Origin of the sequence: Pseudomonas sp. 18173 (genome assembly GCF_050432945.1) — a bacterium.
GTDB lineage: Bacteria > Pseudomonadota > Gammaproteobacteria > Pseudomonadales > Pseudomonadaceae > Aquipseudomonas.
On sequence record NZ_JBKFTN010000008.1, the window covers coordinates 1 to 20,319 of the forward strand.

18 protein-coding genes and 1 pseudogene are annotated in these 20,319 nt (G+C 58.6%); 5 read left to right on the plus strand and 14 right to left on the minus strand.

The features are described from left to right. The 7 genes and pseudogenes from ACLD1X_RS11090 to ACLD1X_RS11120 form a co-directional block, all read right to left on the minus strand. Window positions 1-115 (minus strand): annotated as a pseudogene (locus ACLD1X_RS11090) (helicase); the annotation flags it as partial. 303 nt (window positions 116-418) lie between these two features. Further along, entirely contained in the window at window positions 419-1,270 is an 852-nt protein-coding gene (locus ACLD1X_RS11095; protein WP_429367565.1) for a hypothetical protein, read from the minus strand. 147 nt (window positions 1,271-1,417) lie between these two features. Beyond that, window positions 1,418-2,602 carry an amidohydrolase family protein gene (locus ACLD1X_RS11100; protein ID WP_429367567.1) on the minus strand — a complete coding sequence of 395 codons (1,185 nt, stop codon included), beginning with the start codon at window positions 2,600-2,602 and terminating at the stop codon, window positions 1,418-1,420. 5 nt (window positions 2,603-2,607) lie between these two features. Then, window positions 2,608-3,825, minus strand: coding sequence for a TauD/TfdA family dioxygenase (locus ACLD1X_RS11105; protein WP_429367569.1), 1,218 nt, complete (start codon window positions 3,823-3,825; stop codon window positions 2,608-2,610). 775 nt (window positions 3,826-4,600) lie between these two features. Then, window positions 4,601-4,876, minus strand: a complete 276-nt coding sequence (locus ACLD1X_RS11110) for an HU family DNA-binding protein (RefSeq protein ID WP_003213368.1) — start codon at window positions 4,874-4,876, stop codon at window positions 4,601-4,603. Between the two features lie 194 nt (window positions 4,877-5,070). Beyond that, the gene (locus tag ACLD1X_RS11115) at window positions 5,071-6,219 is read right to left on the minus strand and encodes an NAD(P)/FAD-dependent oxidoreductase (protein WP_429367572.1); all 1,149 of its coding nucleotides are present in this window, start codon (window positions 6,217-6,219) and stop codon (window positions 5,071-5,073) included. 18 nt (window positions 6,220-6,237) lie between these two features. Then, window positions 6,238-6,408, minus strand: coding sequence for a rubredoxin (locus ACLD1X_RS11120; RefSeq protein ID WP_007995385.1), 171 nt, complete (start codon window positions 6,406-6,408; stop codon window positions 6,238-6,240). Between the two features lie 223 nt (window positions 6,409-6,631). Between ACLD1X_RS11120 and ACLD1X_RS11125 the strand changes: the two genes are divergently transcribed. Both ACLD1X_RS11125 and ubiA read left to right on the plus strand, forming a co-directional pair. Then, window positions 6,632-7,171 carry a chorismate--pyruvate lyase family protein gene (locus tag ACLD1X_RS11125; RefSeq protein WP_429367574.1) on the plus strand — a complete coding sequence of 180 codons (540 nt, stop codon included), beginning with the start codon at window positions 6,632-6,634 and terminating at the stop codon, window positions 7,169-7,171. After that, on the plus strand, window positions 7,171-8,061 hold the full coding sequence (gene ubiA / locus ACLD1X_RS11130; protein WP_429367576.1) for a 4-hydroxybenzoate octaprenyltransferase: 891 nt from the start codon (window positions 7,171-7,173) through the stop codon (window positions 8,059-8,061). The genes ACLD1X_RS11125 and ubiA overlap by 1 nt, the downstream gene beginning before the upstream one ends. Before the next feature lie 79 nt (window positions 8,062-8,140). Here ubiA and ACLD1X_RS11135 read toward each other — a convergent pair whose 3' ends face one another. Beyond that, entirely contained in the window at window positions 8,141-8,524 is a 384-nt protein-coding gene (locus tag ACLD1X_RS11135; protein WP_429367578.1) for a COG4315 family predicted lipoprotein, read from the minus strand. A gap of 153 nt (window positions 8,525-8,677) precedes the next feature. Here ACLD1X_RS11135 and phoB point away from each other — a divergent pair, with 153 nt between their 5' ends. From phoB to ACLD1X_RS11150, 3 genes are all read left to right on the plus strand, one after another. Next, the gene (gene phoB, locus ACLD1X_RS11140; RefSeq protein WP_003229608.1) at window positions 8,678-9,367 is read left to right on the plus strand and encodes a phosphate regulon transcriptional regulator PhoB; all 690 of its coding nucleotides are present in this window, start codon (window positions 8,678-8,680) and stop codon (window positions 9,365-9,367) included. Window positions 9,368-9,447: 80 nt separating this feature from the next. Continuing rightward, window positions 9,448-10,734, plus strand: coding sequence for a phosphate regulon sensor histidine kinase PhoR (gene phoR / locus ACLD1X_RS11145; protein WP_429367899.1), 1,287 nt, complete (start codon window positions 9,448-9,450; stop codon window positions 10,732-10,734). A 124-nt stretch (window positions 10,735-10,858) separates the two neighbouring features. Further along, the gene (locus ACLD1X_RS11150; RefSeq protein WP_429367581.1) at window positions 10,859-12,199 is read left to right on the plus strand and encodes a hemolysin family protein; all 1,341 of its coding nucleotides are present in this window, start codon (window positions 10,859-10,861) and stop codon (window positions 12,197-12,199) included. A gap of 114 nt (window positions 12,200-12,313) precedes the next feature. Here the strand turns inward: ACLD1X_RS11150 and ACLD1X_RS11155 are convergent, their stop codons facing one another. The 6 genes from ACLD1X_RS11155 to ACLD1X_RS11180 form a co-directional block, all read right to left on the minus strand. After that, window positions 12,314-13,210, minus strand: coding sequence for a peptidoglycan DD-metalloendopeptidase family protein (locus ACLD1X_RS11155; RefSeq protein WP_429367583.1), 897 nt, complete (start codon window positions 13,208-13,210; stop codon window positions 12,314-12,316). Between the two features lie 208 nt (window positions 13,211-13,418). Then, window positions 13,419-14,327 (minus strand): response regulator, encoded by a 909-nt coding sequence (locus ACLD1X_RS11160; RefSeq protein WP_429367585.1) that lies wholly within the window; start codon window positions 14,325-14,327, stop codon window positions 13,419-13,421. Between the two features lie 168 nt (window positions 14,328-14,495). Further along, window positions 14,496-15,257, minus strand: coding sequence for a phosphate signaling complex protein PhoU (phoU, locus tag ACLD1X_RS11165; RefSeq protein WP_007992846.1), 762 nt, complete (start codon window positions 15,255-15,257; stop codon window positions 14,496-14,498). Between the two features lie 113 nt (window positions 15,258-15,370). After that, complete coding sequence (gene pstB / locus ACLD1X_RS11170; protein WP_008018291.1) at window positions 15,371-16,204, minus strand: phosphate ABC transporter ATP-binding protein PstB; 834 nt, start codon at window positions 16,202-16,204, stop codon at window positions 15,371-15,373. Between the two features lie 163 nt (window positions 16,205-16,367). Beyond that, the gene (gene pstA / locus ACLD1X_RS11175; protein WP_429367588.1) at window positions 16,368-18,038 is read right to left on the minus strand and encodes a phosphate ABC transporter permease PstA; all 1,671 of its coding nucleotides are present in this window, start codon (window positions 18,036-18,038) and stop codon (window positions 16,368-16,370) included. A 16-nt stretch (window positions 18,039-18,054) separates the two neighbouring features. Continuing rightward, window positions 18,055-20,088 (minus strand): ABC transporter permease subunit, encoded by a 2,034-nt coding sequence (locus ACLD1X_RS11180; protein WP_429367901.1) that lies wholly within the window; start codon window positions 20,086-20,088, stop codon window positions 18,055-18,057. Window positions 20,089-20,319: the final 231 nt, after the last annotated feature.

A 20,319-nucleotide genomic window follows, 5' to 3' on the forward strand; every position in this document is an offset into this window, starting at 1 on the left:
TCTGCAGCTGAAACACCAGGTCCTTGTCACCCAACTGCTGCTGAAACGCCGGATTGGTCCGGCTGGCCTTACCCATCAACAAACCCAGCATCCACAGCAGAAAACGAAATTTCATGCGCACAGCCTCAGTAGAAAAATGAACGGCTGGGGGAGTGTAACGGCTTCGAACGAGAACACCACTATTGTGTAGCTTTAGAAGAAGATGGGATGTTTTTGACGCTGATGACTGCTAAGTCATTGAATAAACGTCACTCCGCAACCTCTTTCGGAAGCTGGGTTTTATGATCCTTATCTGGGTAATGGGCAAAGCCTCCTAGCCCTGCGACAGGTCTTGGACACTAGCGATGAGAGCTCCGCGATCTGCCTGATATTTTCTTGTGTGAGCGTAATTTTGTATGAAATTCCAGACGGTAATAGCTCAAGTTTGATTTTTACTTACAGCTAGCTTACTCAAAAAGCTCTCAATTTTAGGCAAAACAAACTGCAGTACTTTCGGCATGGTGTGGATAGGCAGTTGGCAGCATGCGAAAAACAACGCCATGGTAGGGGACAGGCTGACGCCAAGAGCAGACCATAATAGTCCAACATTTCTGTTACCGCCGTTAAGTGCCATAGTGAATTTCGATGTCAATGATCCGGGGTACAGACAGCCCATTATCAGTTGTAAGCAAATATTTATGCAGTAGGCGATAGCTATCATTGAAATGGCCAGCGAGGGTTTATCCAGAATGATCAGTTGCATGCCTGCCATCGTCCCTACTGCAAAAAGGAAAAGAGCAATCACGACAACACCATCGATTGCCAAGCCATGTGTTGCTACGAACGTTTGCGAAAGGCGACGTATCAATATCGCGGCCCCTTCGGCGCCTCCTATCAATATTGCCAGTCTGATGGCCAGATCAATAGGGTCTATGAAGAGTGAAAGTCCATCAGCGAAAACATGGAGTATCAGCGGAGCGGTAATTGGGATAATTGCCATTGAGCAGAGAGCGGTCACCAGCGACATGGTGGGGTCAAGTCCGAGCATTCTCGCTACTGCAGCATTTCCGCTGGCCGGCGGGGCTGCAACGGCGATGGCGATAGCAAGAGACAACTCCTGATTACCACTGAGATAGAACGAAACCGCTCCGAAAAGGTAAGGGCAAACAACAACCATCAAGGCTGGAAATATCAGCGATATTTTAATGTTTCTTGCCGCTCTTATTACTTCAGCGTTGTTGATGCGTAGGAGAGTACCTAATACAAATATGAATACCATGACGGGCAGCAATGGTCTCGCCAAGTCGGCAAGATGAGGGATAGCCAATCCAATCGCGCAGCCGGAGGCCAAGACTGTAGGCCCTCTGCGGGTGATTTCGGGTAGGATTCTATGCATTCAAATGCTCTCAAACCGGCATCCCTCACAGGGCGCCTCTATTTAGGTGCGGAGTGTTATTTCAGGTGTGACGGATGGCGGTGGTGAGTTCTTGGATTGCCTCACTACCAAGCGCCCATCTATCAGAATCGAGGTGATGCTCGGAAGGTCGCCGCTGCTGAAACTGCCCAATACGCTAGGCTCTGCGCCACCCAAAGGGCCGCATGCGATCAGAATGTCGGCTTCTCTTCCGACTTTCAGAATTCCGCGGTTCAACTTTCGCACCTTTGCAGTGTTGCCCGTTGCAAAGCAGACGGCCTTTTCCGGAGGTACGTCGCCGAAACTACTGAGCAAGGCAATGGCTCTGAGCATGCCGAGCGCGGGAACCCCGCAGCCAGCGGGCGAATCTGTTCCAATTACTATGCGGTCGAGTTGGTTCATTTCTCGTGCGTAGTTCAAGGTGGTCACCGCCGCGAACTCGTTCCCGTTATGTACGATTTCCAAGGCACCCAGACAGCCCTCACACAGACACCGAATTTGGCTTGGCGCCAATGCGGTATAGCCGCCATTGATATGCCCGATAATATCCGGCGCAATTTCAAGGATCTGTTCTGCGCCCATACTCTGAGAGGTGGAGATCGAAGGACCGCCGGTGTGGGTAATAGAGGTCATGCCGTGCTTGCGAGCTATCTTGACCAACTCCGCTGCGCGGCTTACGGATTTGACCGGGCCTATGCCGACCTCTCCCAGTTGGTTGATGCCTTGGGCAACCATTTCGGCAAAGTCTTGATCCGTAAACTCATCATTGAGCAGTGGTGCACCTGCTTCCATTTTTATCCCGGAAGGGCGGGCGTTGGAGAAAGAGCGCCGGGCGGCAATTGCCATTGCGATAGTGCCGATTCTGTCAGTGGGTAGCCCTGGAACGTGCACTTCCCCGGCAGAAATCATGGTCGTGACCCCGCCCTGCAGTGAATGCCAAATCCAATTATGGTTGCCGGAACGTGGGCTATATTCACCAAGGGTCGGGTGAGTGTGATTGTCGATCAAGCCGGGCATGACGGTGCTTTGTTTTGCGTCGATCAGCAGATCTGCACTTGAAAAGTCTACATCTTCAATGCGACCGACATACGTAATCATGCCGTCAACGCTGACCAGTGTGTCTGCATCAATGAGCGGAATGTCGAGATCGCCCGATAGGAACGTGCCTATATTATGGATTATTGACGTGTAGCGTTTCGCATCGGACATTTACTTCACCTTTTGAAATCAGCAGGCAGGGGTTCAAAAATTCGAGCACCGCTCTTTTTGAACGTTCGAAAGTTCCACAAGTTATTAGTGAGAAACACTCGCTGGACCCAACGATACGCGTGACCTTTCGGGTCGAAGCTAGGTATGAACTTGTCACGGGAATGCAGCATAAATCGATTGTTTATGTACACTAATTTTCCAGGTTGGATTTCTACTGCGTGGGCGATTTGTTTAAGGGCTTCGTAAAATTTCGAATATGCATTTTTTGCCGCTTCATCAACGGCGACAACCATATCTGGATAAAACGCGGCGGTGACCCGAGGATGAGATATCGGCCCGGTCAATATGGGATACAAGCGGGTTTCGCCAGATTGAGCGCCGCTGTTTCTCCAGCGATAAGGCTGCCGGATTATGAAATGCTTGCCGTATAACAGTTGAATGTCCATTTCGCTCAGTGTCTTGAGCGCGTCCCTGGCATCGGCGACCCATGTTTTCGGGCCTGAGGTGTATGGGTCGCTGCGAACCCCAAGCAGCATTAGAGCTAATGGCGATGTGTCGCCACGGGTGTCGTAAGTCTGGAAAGCGTTTTCAGTGTGCAAGTCCAATTCCACCTCCGACCCATTACCGGTGTATTCCGCTGCCGCCTCAGGGTGCGGAACAAGGTCATTTACCAGTTTCGGTCCCTCGTGCCCGATGGAGTAAGGCTCTGCAATCAAACTGCCTAACGCTACTAATACGTTTTCGGACAGATACCCATTTTTGAAACCAAAACTGTCTGCGTCTCGTTGTGGACTACCGAACGCATCATCCACTGGAAGATTTTCGAACACACAGTAAGACGCATCGTCGTTTTTCAGCGACTCGAGCTTTTCAATCAAACGCTCCGAAAACATCCGATATGCAGTCGTACGAATCTTCTGAATGTAATTGCGCCCCCCTGTCGGTTCGTAGCAAACATTCACCAGTGCGTCGCGAACACCCTCTTTTTCAACATCTGTCAGACGGAAAATATTGGCATCTCCACATGACTCATCCATGCAATCACCATCACAATAGAATTTTGTGTAAACGCTTATGCCTATGTTGCCTTTGCCCAGCTCGCACTCCAGCGTTTCATACTCTTTCGAAGAGCGCACGTCCTCGCCCGCGAAACCTTCTTTGGAAACAGAGACCTTGGCGAGTTCAATACAATGAGCGGAAGTTTGCTTGAGGAAGACATCCATGGCCGTTCTTAAGAATCACGTTCATTCACCCATTGGAGTTTTAATGACATCTGCCCCTGTACCAGAAGCCACCAAAGCATGACAAAAATAGAAAACAAAAAATGTAGGACGCTTCTGAAAATGCAAGCAAATGAGAACAGCCAGCTAAAGTTCCGCGCCACATCTATGTAATTTCATCGATTATAAAGCGATGTCACACGACGCATCTTTATTGGCGCGCACAGAATTTAAAGTCTACGCGACAAGTTTAAGAAGTTTCTTTATCAGGTTCTGATACATCATTCTGAAATGGAGGAAATTTCTGACCATGGCAATAGACGCGTCCCACATCAATCCTTCCAATGCCTTGTTAGCGTGTTAACGCAATTTACGCAGGCCAAGTGCGCAATAAAAATCGGTGATTGCCTTCAGGTGTTGTTTGGTTGCCCTACTCACACTCGTAGCTGGCCGCTCTGTTCGGGCTGTAGGGTGCGACGGTTTTGTGTGCCCATTAAACGATGGCGCCCTTGCTCTTGGCCAACGCCTTGGAAAACCCGCCGTCCATCAGCGCCATTACTGCCGATTTCGCCGACGATGTGCGTGGTGGGCATGCTCACCCAATGTTTGACTTTGTGACTGCTGCACAGCCGAACGCTGGCTTCTCCAGCTGCTACGGGTCGCGTCATGGCTTAACTGATCGGTATTACTTTCTACCCCCACAAAAAATGGGCACCCAACCCTGGTTGGCGTGCCCATTTTTTATTCCGCTCCCCGCTACGCGGGTTAGGGAAAAGGATTACGGATTAACGCTATCTTTCAGCGATTTCCCAGGCTTGAAAGCAACGGTGTTGCTGGCCTTGATTTTGACGGGTTCACCGGTTTGCGGGTTTTTGCCGGTGCGGGCACCGCGATGGCGTTGCAGGAAGGTGCCGAAGCCCACGAGCGTGACGCTGTCTTTGCGGTGCAGGGCACCGGTGATTTCTTCAAGAACGGCGTTGAGAACGCGGTTGGCTTGTTCTTTGGTGAGGTCTGCTTTTTCAGCAATGGCTGCAGCGAGTTCTGGTTTACGCATATGAGTGAAGCCCCTTTGACGGTTTGTTGTTGTTATGTCCGTGCTGCTCTCTGCGGAGCAGCGCCCAAAGCGCCGCAGATGCTCTACTCTGCGGCAGACGGGAGTGAGGATGGCACGCAGTGAGGCCCCGCGCCAGTATCGGCGCGGCCTTTGTTAGGGCAAAAGGGGGGTGATTCCGACAGAACGACCGGTATTTATGCCAGCAGGGCCGGAAGCTCTTTGTTCAGGGCCAGTTTTTCCATCACGGCGGCACCGGTGAGGGCATAACCAAGCAGTTTGCCCGCGGCATCGCGGCACAGAACCTTGATGTCGGCGCCCTGCCCTTCGACGGTCCAGACGCCTTCGGCGCCTCGTGGCGGCGGGGACACCACCAACGGGCACACCGGCGTTTTGACGGTGATCGGCATCGGCCCATAGGTGACGGCGGTCGGGTTGCCGGCCAGGGTTTGCGCCAACGCTCGCGCACAGCTCATCAGGGGCATGACGTACAGCAGATTCAGCCCGTCGACCTCGGCACAATCGCCCAGGGCGTAGATGTTGGCGTGGGAGGTTTTCAAGTGCCGGTCGACCATGACGCCGCGGTTGACCTGCAGGCCGGCCGCCGCCGCCAGATCCACGCGTGGCCGCAGGCCAATGGCCGAAACCACCACGTCGCACGGGATCACCTGGCCATCGGAGAGGTGCGCTTCCAGGCCATCCGCCACGCGCTGCAGGCGGTTGAGCACTGGCCCGAGGTGGAAGCGTGCTCCGAGGCTTTCCAGGCCAGCCTGCACCGCAGCCGCAGCCGCCGGGTGCAACAGGGTCGGCATGACTTGTTCGCACGGCGCAACCAGTTGCACTTCGTAGCCGCCCAGGGTCAGGTCGTTGGCGAACTCGCAGCCAATCAGGCCGGCGCCGAGCAGCAGCACACGGCGCTTGCCAGCGGCCGCCGCACGGAAGCGTGCGTAGTCTTCCAGGTCGTTGATGGGGAACACGCAATCCGCCGCGTCCCCCTCAATAGGCACACGCACGGTTTCGGCGCCCCAGGCCAGGATCAGGTCGCGGTAGATCACCGCTTCTTCACCAATCCACAGGCGTTTGTGGCCCGGGTCGATACCGCTGATGCGCGTGTGGGTGCGTATTTCGGCCTTGAGTTGCTCGGCCATGGCGCCGGGCTCGGCCATGCTCAGGCCGTCGGCATCCTTGTTTTTGCCGAAACCGGTGGAGAGCATCGGCTTGGAGTAGGAGCGCCCGTCATCGGCGGTAATCAGCAGCAGCGGGGTTTCGCTGTCGAGTTTGCGAAACTCGCGGGCGACGTTGTAGCCAGCCAGGCCGGTTCCCACGATGACTACAGGTGCGTTCATTCCTTACTCCTCAATTGTTCAGGCCGCGATTTCGATCATTTCAAAATCCATTTTGCCCACGCCGCAGTCCGGGCACAGCCAGTCTGCCGGGACGTCTTCCCAACGGGTGCCCGGCGCAATGCCGTCATCCGGCCAACCGTCGGCTTCGTTGTAGATCAGGCCGCAGACGATACATTGCCACTTTTTCATCAGGTACTTCCTCAGGGTTCAGGCGTTTTGCCGGCCGGACGGTCGATGGTTGTAGCACTGCCGTCCCGCTCAGCGCGTTTTGTACTGATCGGGACCGGCAGATGCAAGCCTGTTCGGCGCAACGGTGGGCCATTTCGATCAATGTCGGTGGCTGACATGTTAAGCTCGCCGCCTCATTTGCTGCCAATAATGACTCATTGTGCAACACACAGAATCCCCCGGCATGGCCCCGCTCTGGCTCTCTCAAGACCAACTGACGCCCCTACCCGACACGTCTGTCCTCGACTGGTTGTTCGATAATGGCTCGCTGACCAGGCGCCTCATTCACCTGACGAATGATGCCTTCAGCGTCACGCCGCTGTTCGAAGGCTGGCAACCCTTGCGCGCCGACGAATGCACCGCGCTGGACCTGGCCGAAGGCAGTGAAGGCTGGGTCCGCGAGGTGTATTTGCGCGGTCATGGAGAAGCCCTGGTGTTTGCCCGCAGCGTCGCGGCACGCAGTGCGTTGCAGGGTGACGGCTTGCACATGGACGAACTGGGCAGCCGCTCGCTGGGTGAACTGCTGTTTTGCGACCAGGCCTTTGCGCGCCGGGCCATCGAGGTTTGTCATTACCCTCAAGCGTGGCTGCCAAGCGAGGTGCGTGCGCCCGGGTTGTGGGGCCGCCGTTCACGCTTTGACCGCGGCGCGCTGAGCGTGCTGGTGGCCGAAATTTTCCTGCCGAGCCTGTGGAACGCCGCCCGCGCCCAACCGGAGAACCGCTGATGTACCAGAGCCTGCTCAAGTCACTGAACCGCTTGAACCCTCGGGCCTGGGACTTCATTCAGCTGACCCGCATGGACAAGCCGATCGGCATTTACCTGCTACTGTGGCCGACGCTGTGGGCGCTGTGGATTGCCGGCAAGGGTTCACCGTCCCTGGCCAATATCGTGATCTTCGTCCTTGGCGTGGTGCTGACCCGCGCTGGCGGCTGCGTGATCAACGACTGGGCGGACCGCAAGGTCGACGGGCATGTGAAACGTACCGAGCAACGGCCACTGGTCAGCGGCAGAATCAGCTCCAAAGAGGCGCTGGTGTTCTTCGCATTGCTGATGGGCGTGAGTTTCCTGCTGGTGCTGTGCACCAATGCCGCGACGGTCTGGCTGTCATTGGGCGGTTTGGCGCTGGCGTTCAGTTATCCCTTCATGAAGCGCTACACCTATTACCCGCAAGTGGTGCTGGGCGCCGCGTTTTCGTGGGGGATGCCAATGGCGTTCACTGCAGAAACCGGTGAGCTGCCGGCTGTCGCGTGGCTGCTGTGGATCGCCAACCTGATGTGGACCGTGGGTTACGACACGTACTACGCGATGACCGACCGCGATGACGACCTGAAGATCGGCGTGAAATCCACGGCAATCCTGTTTGGCGAGGCCGACCGCGTGATCATCCTGACCCTGCAAGGGTTGGCGCTGTGTTGCCTGTTGCTGGCGGGGTCGAAATTCGAGTTGGGCATGTGGTTCCACCTTGGCTTGCTGGTGGCCGCCGGCTGTTTTGCCTGGGAGTTCTGGTACACCCGCGACAGGGACCGCATGCGCTGCTTCAAGGCGTTCTTGCACAACCACTGGGCGGGGTTGGCGATTTTCGTCGGGATTGTTCTGGATTACGCAGTGCGTTGAAGATTTGAAAGGATCACGGCCTTCGCCAGCTACTGCAGAGCAACGAAGGTCGCGATCCCGTGCGACAAGGCAACAGCCGTTACATATGCTCGTGAACGACGTGCCAGACTTTGCCCTTCATGTCGCCCGTCTTGTCTCCGGGTTTCTTGTCGTCGTCGTAGTAGTACAGTGGCTTGCCATCGAAGGCCCATTGCATCGAGCCATCGTCACGCTGGACGACTGTCCATTTACCTTCAGCCTTGGCACCCGCTTCAGCCTTGAGCGGCGGCCAGTGTTTTGCACACTCACCGGTGCACACCGACTTGCCGCCAGTGTCCTTGTCGAACGTGTACAAGGTCATGCCCTTATGGTCGGTCATCATGCCGCCTGTCATCATGCCTGGCTCAGCCGCGAAGGCCATGACCGGCAAGGAACACGCAGCCGCCAACAGCAGGGCCTTAAAGGAATACGAGTATTTCTTCATGGAAACCTTCCTCATGTGGTTGTCAGGATCCGGAGTTAGAGCTTAGTCCAGGATCCAGCCAATCGCCGGCCGACTAAAATACTGTCACACGACTGCAATAATTCCGTTATCTAATGCGGCGCAAGACAGTTAAATGACAAGAGGATTAAGGGCATGGTTGGCAGGAGCATCCTGATCGTCGACGACGAAGCGCCTATTCGCGAAATGATCGCCGTTGCGTTGGAAATGGCCGGCTATGACTGCCTGGAGGCGGAAAACTCCCAGCAGGCCCACGCCATTATCGTCGACCGCAAACCGGACCTGATCCTGCTCGACTGGATGCTGCCCGGCACGTCCGGCATCGAGTTGGCCCGTCGTCTCAAGCGTGATGAGCTGACCGGGGATATCCCGATCATCATGCTCACCGCCAAGGGCGAAGAGGACAACAAGATCCAGGGCCTGGAAGTCGGCGCTGACGACTACATCACCAAACCGTTTTCCCCCCGTGAGCTGGTTGCGCGCCTGAAGGCCGTGCTGCGCCGTGCCGGTCCTACCGATGGCGAAGCACCGATCGAAGTCGGCGGCCTGCTGCTGGACCCGATCAGCCACCGCGTGACCATCGACGGCCGTCCTGCCGAGATGGGCCCGACCGAATACCGCCTGCTGCAATTCTTCATGACCCACCAGGAGCGCGCCTACACGCGTGGCCAGTTGCTGGATCAGGTCTGGGGCGGCAACGTCTATGTCGAAGAGCGTACCGTCGACGTGCACATTCGACGCCTGCGCAAAGCCCTCGGCGACGCTTATGAAAATCTGGTACAAACCGTGCGCGGCACCGGTTACCGCTTTTCTACCAAAGCCTGACCCGGACCATTACCGCCCGACAAGCTGACAAGGACGCGCGTCAAGTGAACCAAAACTGGCATGGCACCCTGATTCGCCACATGCTGCTGCTGGTCACCGCCTGCCTGGTGATCGGCCTGATCACCGGCTATTACGGCTGGAGCCTTGCCGCAGGCCTGGGTCTTTACCTGGCCTGGACCCTCAAGCAGTTGCTGCGCTTGCACGAGTGGCTGCGCCTGCACAAACCCGATGAAGCGCCACCCGACGGCTACGGCCTGTGGGGCGAGGTGTTCGACAGCATCTACCACCTGCAACGCCGCGACCAACGGGTACGCGGGCGCCTGCAAGCGGTGATCGACCGGGTTCAGGAATCCACCGCCGCGCTGAAAGACGCAGTGATCATGCTCGACACCGACGGCAACCTGGAATGGTGGAACCGCGCCGCCGAAACCCTGTTGGGCCTCAAGACGCCACAGGACAGCGGCCAACCGGTGACCAACCTGGTGCGCCACCCGCGCTTCAAGGAATACTTCGAGCAGGACAGTTACGCCGAGCCGCTGGAAATCCCTTCGCCAACCAACGACCGTGTACGCATCCAGCTGTACATCACCCGGTACGGCAACAACGAGCACTTGATGCTGGTGCGCGATGTGACGCGCATCCATCAGCTGGAACAGATGCGCAAAGACTTTATCGCCAATGTTTCCCATGAGCTGCGCACACCGTTGACGGTGATCTGCGGCTACCTGGAAACCTTGCTCGACAACGTCGAGGAGGTAAACCCACGCTGGGGCCGTGCCTTGCAGCAGATGCAGCAACAAGGCGGCCGCATGCAGACCTTGCTCAACGACCTGTTGTTGCTGGCCAAGCTGGAAGCCACCGATTACCCCTCGGACAACCAGCCGGTGCCCATCGACGGCTTGCTGCAATCGATCAAGAGCGATGCGCAGCAGTTGTCCGGCCAGAAAAACCAGAAAATCACCCTGGAGGCCGACCCGACGATTCTGCTCAAGGGCAGCGAGGCAGAGTTACGCAGCGCGTTTTCCAACCTGGTGTTCAACGCGGTGAAATACACCCCGGCCGAAGGCAACATCCGCATTCGCTGGTGGGGCGATGACCAGGGCGCGCACCTGAGCGTGCAGGATTCCGGGATCGGCATCGATGCCAAACACCTGCCGCGCCTGACTGAACGCTTCTATCGCGTCGACTCCAGCCGCAACTCCAACACCGGGGGCACCGGCCTCGGGCTGGCGATCGTCAAACACGTTTTGTTACGACATCGGGCCCGAATGGAAATCAGCAGCGTACCGGGCCACGGCAGTACCTTTACCTGCCACTTTGCCCCGGCCCAGGTCACCAAATCACGGGTTATCAGCACCGCCGACTGATACCGGCCAGCACACGCCACTAGGCAACTGCCAAGTCAGCCGCTACATTGGCTGACTTGTGCCTGCCTTTTCGGGCACGATTTTTACTTCCCTTTCGAATACACGGAACCCGCAAAACTCCATCATGGACCCTTCCCCTGGCTTGACCCTCGCTACAATTTTCGCCGACTTCGGCATGATTCTTTTTGCTCTGATCCTGGTTTTGCTCAACGGATTCTTCGTTGCGGCGGAATTTGCCATGGTCAAGCTGCGCTCGACCCGGGTCGAGGCCATCGCTGATAAAAACGGCTGGCGCGGGCACATCCTGCGCACCGTGCACAGTCAGCTCGATGCCTACCTGTCGGCGTGCCAATTGGGTATCACCCTCGCCTCTCTCGGCCTGGGCTGGGTCGGTGAACCGGCGTTCGCGCACCTTCTGGGGCCTGTACTGAGTGCCGTGGGCGTAGATTCCGCTGAAGTGGTCAAGGCGGTTTCGTTCTTCACGGCGTTCTTCATCATTTCCTACCTGCACATCGTGGTCGGCGAACTGGCCCCGAAATCCTGGGCGATCCGCAAACCCGAGTTGCTGTCGCTGTGGACCGCCGTGCCGCTGTACCTGTTCTACTGGGCCATGTACCCGGCCATCTACCTGCTCAACGCCAGCGCCAACCAGATCCTGCGCATCGCCGGGCAAGGTGAACCTGGCCCGCATCACGAGCATCACTACAGCCGTGAAGAGCTGAAACTGATCCTGCACTCCAGCCGTGGCCAGGACCCGAGCGACCAGGGCATGCGCGTATTGGCTTCGGCGGTGGAAATGGGCGAGCTGGAAGTGGTCGACTGGGCCAACTCCCGCGAAGACCTGGTGACCCTGGAGTACAACGCGCCGCTCAAGCAGATCCTGGCGATGTTCCGTCGCCACAAGTTCAGCCGCTATCCGGTGTACGACAGCGAACGCCAGGAGTTCGTCGGCCTGCTGCACATCAAGGATCTGCTGCTGGAACTGGCAGCACTGGATCACATCCCCGAGTCGTTCAACCTGGCCGAACTGACTCGCCCGCTGGAACGCGTGTCGCGGCACATGCCGCTGTCGCAGTTGCTGGAGCAGTTCCGCAAGGGCGGCTCGCACTTCGCCGTGGTCGAAGAGGCCGACGGCAACATCATCGGCTACCTGACCATGGAAGACGTGCTGGAAGTGCTGGTGGGCGACATCCAGGACGAACACCGCAAGGCCGAGCGCGGGATCCTCGCGTATCAGCCGGGCAAGCTGCTGGTGCGGGGCGATACGCCGCTGTTCAAGGTCGAAAGGCTGCTGGGCATCGACCTCGACCACGTCGAAGCCGAAACCCTTGCCGGGCTGGTCTATGAGAGCCTGAAACGAGTTCCGGAAGAGGAAGAAGTGCTGGAAGTCGAAGGCCTGCGGATCATCATCAAGAAGATGAAAGGGCCGAAGATCGTTCTGGCCAAGGTGTTGATGCTCGATTGATGGACTGAGCCAGACTCGAATCAATCCCTTCGCGAGCAGGCTCGCTCCCACAAGGACCTGTGCTGGACCTGTGGGAGCGAGTCTGCTCGCGATGGCGTCATACCAGACAACACCTCACTGCTTGCCCAACGCAAAGTTGGGCAGCGCGCTTACCGGCCGGTTGAACTGGTACGGAATCGATACCAGCCCCAACCCGGTATTGCGCTGCACCACGAAGTGCAAATGCGGCCCGGTGCTGTTGCCGGTGTTGCCGGACAATGCCAATGCACTGCCTACCTTTACCCGCTGACCTTCCCGAACGCAGACCGAGCCTTTCTTCAGGTGCAAGTAAACGCCCATGGTTCCGTCATCGTGCAGCACCCGCACGAAATTGCCGGATGCATCGGTGCCACGGCCACTCTGGCGATTTTCGGTTTTCACCACCACGCCCTCTCGAGCCGCAATGATCGGCGTGCCTTCGGGCATCGCAATGTCTATGGCGTATCGACTCTTGGGCCCGAAGTGGCTGTAGGGCCCATTGGCCCCCTGACTGATGCGGAACGGCCCGCCACGCCAAGGCAATGGATAGCGATAGCCCACCATGGGCCCTGAGGGGTCGCCCAGGGAGTACGTGAACTTCGGAACGTAGGCGAGCGGCCGTCCAGCCTTGGTTGCCGTGAGCTGCGCCAGGCGAACGCTGGAGCGAAGCGGGATCACGCGCCGAATCGTTCGCCCCGGCACCCCGCTGGCATTCTTCACCCCGGCGAAACTCAATTCGACCTCTACCGGCGCATACAGGTCATTACGCACGTACACGCTGTCCACGCCGTTCTTCTTCGTGATGATGAGGCGCACCTGACGCTCGAGGTGCTCGACCATGCCATCGCGAAAGACGAACACATGGGCGCCTTTGCTGGGGCGGTCGCTGTAGGAAACCACGCCATAGGCGTCTTTGGACTTGTAGATGGTCATGGCCACGGCCGAGGTGGCGACCATGAACAGGCCACATAAAAACAGCAGGCGCGTGAACATGGGCAAGAATTCTGTTGAGGGGGACCTGGGTCTGAGCCTAGCAGCTGCAATGGACCCGAGGAGTCGACAGATGTTTCAGAATGGGTGTTCAGCAGATGTACGGTAATTGTGTCGGCCCCTTCGCGAGCAGACTCGCTCCCACATGAGAACGCATTCCAGATGTGGGAGCGAGCCTGCTCGCGAAAGCGGACTGGCAGGCAACGCTATATCAAGCGCCAGGAACGAAGTGCTTTTGCGCCGTACCACGCGCAATCAGGCGGGAGATGTAATCGAGTTTCTGCGCATCCTGATCGACAAAGCGGAAGGTCAGTTGGAGCCAGTCGCTGTCTGGCTTCGGTTCGTGGGCCACGACGGCATGCAGGTAGCCGTTGAGGCGGGCGACTTCGGCATTGTCGCCCTGCTCCAGGTCCAGCACGGCGCTGTCGAGGATCTGCGGCAGGCTCTCGGTGCGCTTGACCACCAACAGGGCTTCCTTGAGGCTCAAGGCCTTGATCACGCATTGCGCAATGCCATTCGGCAAACGCAGTTGACCCTGGCCACGGCCACTGGTGGGTGCCGAAGAGGCCGCCGGCGCCTTGACCGGCGGACTGTTGAGCAAGCCCTTGGACGGCGCAGGTGCAGGCGCGGCTGTTGGCGTGGCAACCGGTGCCTTGCCACCGGTCAAGGCAGCGAGGGAGTCGTTAGCAAATGCAGGACTGGTTTTGGTCGCGGCGACATTGATCAAGGCATCGAGTTTGCCGACCTTGTGCAGCGCCTGCTTGACCTTGGTGATCAGTTGCTCGTTGGTGAACGGCTTGCTGACGTAACCGGATACCCCGGCCTGGATCGCCTGGACGACGTTCTCCTTGTCGCCACGGCTGGTCACCATCACGAAGGGCATGGCTTTGAGGTTGTCTTGCTCGCGGCACCAGGTCAGCAGTTCCAGGCCGGACATTTCCGGCATTTCCCAGTCGCACAGGACCAGGTCGAATGCTTCCTTGGCCAGCATGGCCTGGGCCTTTCTGCCGTTGATTGCGTCTTCGATCCGCATGCCCGGGAAATAATTGCGCAGGCACTTTTTCACCAGGTCACGAATGAACGACGCGTCGTCCACGACCAACACACTGACCTTACTCATCCATCACCCCTTTAAAAAATCCCGGCCAGCATACCGCTTTGCTGATGGCACTTTGCCAAAAAACCTTCAGTCACGCCGGACTTTTCGTTCGCGGGCGCTGCTTTTCGAATTCGTGTGCCACAAACAAAAACGCCCGGCCAACAGGCCGGGCGCTTTACTTGGGCAACCTTACTTATCGTCAGTTTTGCCCGGAACATTAGCGGTTTCGCCACTGGTGCCTTCAACTTCTTCCTTCATGCGCTTGAGGCCCAGGTGTCGTACGTCGGTGCCGCGTACCAGGTAGATCACCAGCTCCGAGATATTGCGCGCGTGGTCGCCGATACGCTCCAGCGAACGCAGCACCCAGATAATGCTCAGAACCCGCGAGATGGAACGCGGATCTTCCATCATGTAGGTCGCCAGCTCACGCAGGGCGGTCTTGTATTCGCGGTCGATGATCTTGTCGTACTGCGCCACCGACAAGGCCAGTTCGGCGTCGAATCGGGCAAAGGCGTCCAGCGCGTCGCGGACCATGTTGCGCACCTGGTCACCGATGTGGCGCACTTCGACGTAACCGCGTGGCGCTTCGCCTTCTTCGCACAGCTGGATGGCGCGACGGGCGATCTTGGTCGCTTCGTCACCGATGCGCTCCAGGTCGATCACCGATTTGGAAATGCTGATGATCAGCCGCAGGTCCGATGCCGCCGGCTGACGACGGGCCAGAATGCGCAGGCACTCCTCGTCGATGTTGCGTTCCATCTGGTTGATCTGGTCATCGATCTCGCGTACCTGCTGGGCCAGGCCGGAGTCGGCCTCGATCAGCGCGGTCACCGCGTCATTGACCTGCTTCTCGACCAGCCCGCCCATGGCCAGGAGGTGGCTGCGCACTTCCTCGAGCTCGGCGTTGAACTGCTGGGAGATGTGGTGTGTAAGGCCTTCCTTAGAAATCATGTTGTCTGCTCCGCAAAAGCTGTGAGCTGCAAGCTACAAGCTGCAAGCTGATGTGTGTCGTACCCGGACTGTTCTTGTTTGCCGCTTGAAGCTTGGCGCTGGCGGCTGTACGGCTAGCCGTAGCGACCGGTGATGTAGTCTTCGGTCTGCTTCTTCGCCGGGTTGGTGAACAGGGTATCGGTGTCGCCGAATTCCACCAGCTTGCCCATGTACATGAACGCGGTGTAGTCGGAAACCCGCGCCGCCTGTTGCATGTTGTGGGTCACGATCACGATGGTGAACTTGGATTTCAGTTCGTAGATCAGCTCTTCGACTTTCAGCGTGGAGATCGGGTCGAGTGCCGAGCACGGTTCGTCGAGCAGCAGCACTTCCGGTTCAACGGCGATGGTGCGGGCGATCACCAGACGTTGCTGCTGACCACCGGACAGGCCCAGTGCCGACTCGTGCAGACGGTCCTTGACCTCATCCCACAGCGCCGCACCTTTCAACGCCCACTCGACGGCTTCATCGAGGACGCGCTTCTTGTTGATACCCTGGATGCGCAGGCCGTAGACCACGTTCTCGTAGATGGTTTTCGGAAACGGGTTCGGCTTCTGGAACACCATGCCGACGCGACGACGCAGCTCGGCCACGTCTTCGCCCTTGCGATAGATGTTGCTGCCGTACAGGTTGATCGCGCCCTCGACACGGCAGCCGTCAACCAGGTCGTTCATGCGGTTGAAGGTACGCAGCAGCGTCGACTTGCCACAGCCGGACGGGCCGATGAAGGCGGTCACGCGCTGTTTCGGGATGTTCATGCTGACGTCGTACAGCGCTTGTTTTTCGCCGTAGAACAGGCTCAGGCCCGGCACTTCGATGGCCACGGTTTCCTGCTCGAGATTCAGGCTCTGCTTGTCGCGACCCAGGGCCGACATGTTGATGCCGTGGGTATGTGCTTCGTGCTGCATGGGAGGCTCCCTGTGCTAACAAATTCGGTTCGGTTGCCGCTGGCCAAGGCCTGCGGTTACACAATTCTTTCTGTAGGAGCGAGCTTGCTCGCGATGGTCGTTCAGGCACAGAAAATGTGTCGGATGTACCGTCTTCGCGAGCAAGCTCGCTCCTACAAGGGGATCAGCTATCCAGCGCCTTGTACTTCTCGCGCAGGTGGTTACGGATATAAACGGCCGACAGGTTCAACGTGGCGATCACCAGCACCAGCAGCAGCGCCGTGGCGTACACCAGCGGGCGCGCGGCTTCGACGTTCGGGCTCTGGAAGCCGACGTCATAGATGTGGAAGCCCAGGTGCATGATCTTCTGGTCCAGGTGCAGGTACGGGTAGTTGCCGTCCACCGGCAGCGACGGCGCCAGTTTCACCACGCCCACCAGCATCAGCGGTGCCACTTCACCTGCAGCGCGGGCCACGGCGAGGATCATGCCGGTCATCATCGCCGGGCTGGCCATCGGCAGCACGATCTTCCACAAGGTTTCGGCCTTGGTCGCGCCGAGGGCCAGCGAGCCTTCACGCACGGTGCGAGGAATCCGCGCCAGACCTTCTTCGGTGGCCACGATCACCACCGGCACCGCCAGCAGCGCCAGGGTCAGCGAAGCCCAGAGCAGACCCGGTGTACCAAAGGTCGGCGCCGGCAAGGCTTCCGGGAAGAACAGGCGGTCGAGCGAGCCGCCCAGCACGTAGACGAAAAAGCCCAGGCCGAACACGCCGTAAACGATGGCCGGAACACCTGCCAGGTTGTTCACCGCAATGCGGATCACCCGGGTCAGCGTGTTCTGCTTGGCGTATTCACGCAGGTATACCGCCGCCAGCACGCCGAACGGGGTCACGATCATCGCCATGATCAGGGTCATCATCACGGTGCCGAAGATGGCCGGGAAGATCCCGCCTTCGGTGTTCGCTTCACGCGGGTCGTCGCTCAGGAACTCCCAGACTTTGCTGAAGTAGAAACCGATCTTGGTGGTCGTGCTCATGGCATTCGGCTGATAGGCATGTACCACTTTGCCGATGCCGATTTCGACTTCCTTACCGTTCGCATCGCGGGCGGTCAGGCTGTCGCGGTTGAACTGCGCATGCAGGTCGCTGAGGCGCGCCTCAACATCCTGATAGCGAGCATTGAGCTCGGCGCGCTCGGATTCCATGTCCGCTTGCGCGGTGGCGTCGAGTTTGCCCTCCAGCTCCAGCTTGCGACCGTGCAAGCGGATACGCTCGAGACCGGCGTTGATCGCGCCGATGTCGGTTTTTTCCAGGCTCTTGAGCTGTGCAGCCAGCTTGTTCACACGGTCGACACGGGCCTGCAACTCAGGCCATGCGGCTTCGCCTTCAGCGATGACCTTGCCATCCTGTTTGACGTTGACCAGGTAACCGTAGAAGTTGCCCCACTCGCGACGCTCGATCGCCATCAGCTCTGGTGGTGTCGTCTGGTTGGTCAGCCACTCGCCGACGGTCCAGGTGAAGTCGTTGCCGTTCAGGTCACGGTTGCCGACCTTGATCAGCTCGCGGGTCATGAACTCCGGACCCTGCTCAGGCACCGGTAAGCCGGCGCTCTTCAGACGGGCACGGGGCACTTCTTCCTTCTGCACCACTTCACCGATGACCAGGTGCTGGCCCTGGCCCGGTACGTCGTAGCTGGCGTGGATCAGATCCGCCGGCCAGAAGTGACCCAGGCCGCGCACGGCAATCACCGCCAGCAGGCCAATGGTCATGATGACCGCGATGGACACCGCGCCACCGCTGATCCAGACGCCGGGGGCGCCGCTCTTGAACCATCCTTTCAGGGAGTTCTGTTTCACAGACTTCTACCTTTGCTTAAAGCGACGAGTATTTCTTGCGCAGACGCTGACGGATCAGTTCTGCGAGGGTGTTCATGACGAAGGTGAACAACAGCAGCACCAGCGCCGAGAGGAACAGCACGCGGTAGTGGCTGCCGCCGACTTCCGATTCGGGCATCTCCACCGCGACGTTGGCGGCCAGGGTGCGCAGGCCTTCGAACAGGTTCATTTCCATGACCGGAGTGTTACCGGTGGCCATCAACACGATCATGGTTTCACCGACCGCACGGCCCATGCCGATCATCAACGCCGAGAAGATGCCCGGGCTGGCGGTGAGGATCACCACGCGGGTCATGGTCTGCCACGGCGTGGCACCAAGGGCCAGGGAGCCCAGGGTCAGGCCGCGAGGTACGCTGAACACGGCGTCTTCGGCGATGGAGTAGATGTTCGGGATGACCGCGAAGCCCATGGCCAGGCCGACCACCAGGGCGTTGCGCTGGTCGTAGGTGATGCCCAGGTCGTGGGAGATCCACATGCGCATGTCGCCACCGAAGAACCAGTTCTCCATGAACGGGCTCATGTACAGCGAGAGCCAGCCCACAAACAGGATCACCGGAATCAGCAGCGCACTTTCCCAGCCATCCGGGACTTTCAGGCGGATCGACTCAGGCAGGCGGCTGAAGGTGAAGCCGGCCACCAGGATGCCGATCGGCAGCAGCATCAGCAGGCTGAAGATGCCCGGCAAATGCCCTTCCACATACGGCGCGAGGAACAGACCGGCGAAGAAGCCGAGGATCACCGTCGGCATCGCTTCCATCAATTCGATCACCGGCTTGACCTTGCGGCGCATGCCAGGGGCCATGAAGTACGCGGTGTAGATCGCAGCGGCAACGGCCAGTGGAGCGGCCAGCAGCATGGCGTAGAACGCGGCTTTCAGGGTACCGAAGGTCAGCGGCGACAGGCTCAGCTTGGGTTCGAAATCGGTGTTGGCGGCGGTCGATTGCCAGACGTATTTAGGCTCGTCGTAGTTCTCGTACCAGACCTTGCTCCACAGCGCGCTCCACGACACTTCCGGGTGCGGGTTGTCGAGCAGCAGCGGCTGCAACTTGCCGCCGGCTTCCACGATCACGCGGTTGGCCCGTGGCGACAGACCGAAAATACCCTGGCCTTCTGCAACCGGCTCCACCAGCAAGGTGCGGTGGGCAGTACTGTGGAATACGCCAAGCTTGCCGGAAGCGTCGAGGGCAACGAAACCCTTGCGGCGCTCTTCGGCAGTGATTTCAACAATAGGCGTAGTGCCCATCTGGAAGGTGCGGATCTGCTTCAGGCGCTGTTCGCCATCCGGATCGCGGGCCATGAACCACTGGGCCAGACCACCTTTGGAGTCACCGACGATCAGCGAGATACCGCCCACAAGCTGGGTGCTGGCGGTGACTTGCGCTTCACCGTCTTCAAGCAGCTTGTAGCGACCGTTGAGGCTCTTGTCGCGCAGGCTGAACACGTCGGCCTGGGCACGCCCGTTGATCACGTACAGCCACTGCTGACGCGGGTCGACGAAGATGTTCTTCACCGGCTCGTTCATCTGCGGCAGGTCGATGCGCTTCTGCTCGTTGGTGACTTCACCGGTCATCATGTTCTCTTCGCTGGTCAGCGACAGAACATTGAGTTGCGAACCGGTGGCACCAACCAGCATCAGGGTCGAATCGTTGGCGTTGAGGCTGACGTGCTCCAGCGCACCGCCGGCTTCGTTGACCGCGATTGGCGTTTCGCCGTACGGGTATTCGACCGCTGGCGAGATGGTCTTCTTGCCTTGCGGGTAGCTGACTTTATAGGTGTGACGGAACACCAGGGCCTGACCGTTGGACAGACCCACGGCAACCAGCGGATGACCTGGCTGGTCTTCGCCGATGGAGGTCACGGTGGTGCCGGCAGGAATCGGCAGATCGACGCGCTTGAGTTCGGCGCCACTGTCGATGTCGAAGAACAATGCCTGGCCCTTGTCGGAAACCCGCATGGCCACCTGGTTCTGCTCTTCCAGAGAGATCATCAGCGGCTTGCCGGCGTCTTGCATCCAGGCTGGCGTGATGGCGTCCTTGGCAGTCAGGCTGGCACCCTGGAACAGGGGCGCGACGACGTAGGCAAGGAAGAAGAAGATCAAGGTGATTGCGCCCAGCACAGCGAGGCCGCCAACGAGGACGTACCAGCGGGTCAGGCGATCTTTGAGCGCGCGAATGCGGCGCTTGCGTTGCAGCTCAGGCGTATTGAAGTCAATTCGCTTGGGGGGATTAGTAGTCATGTTGGA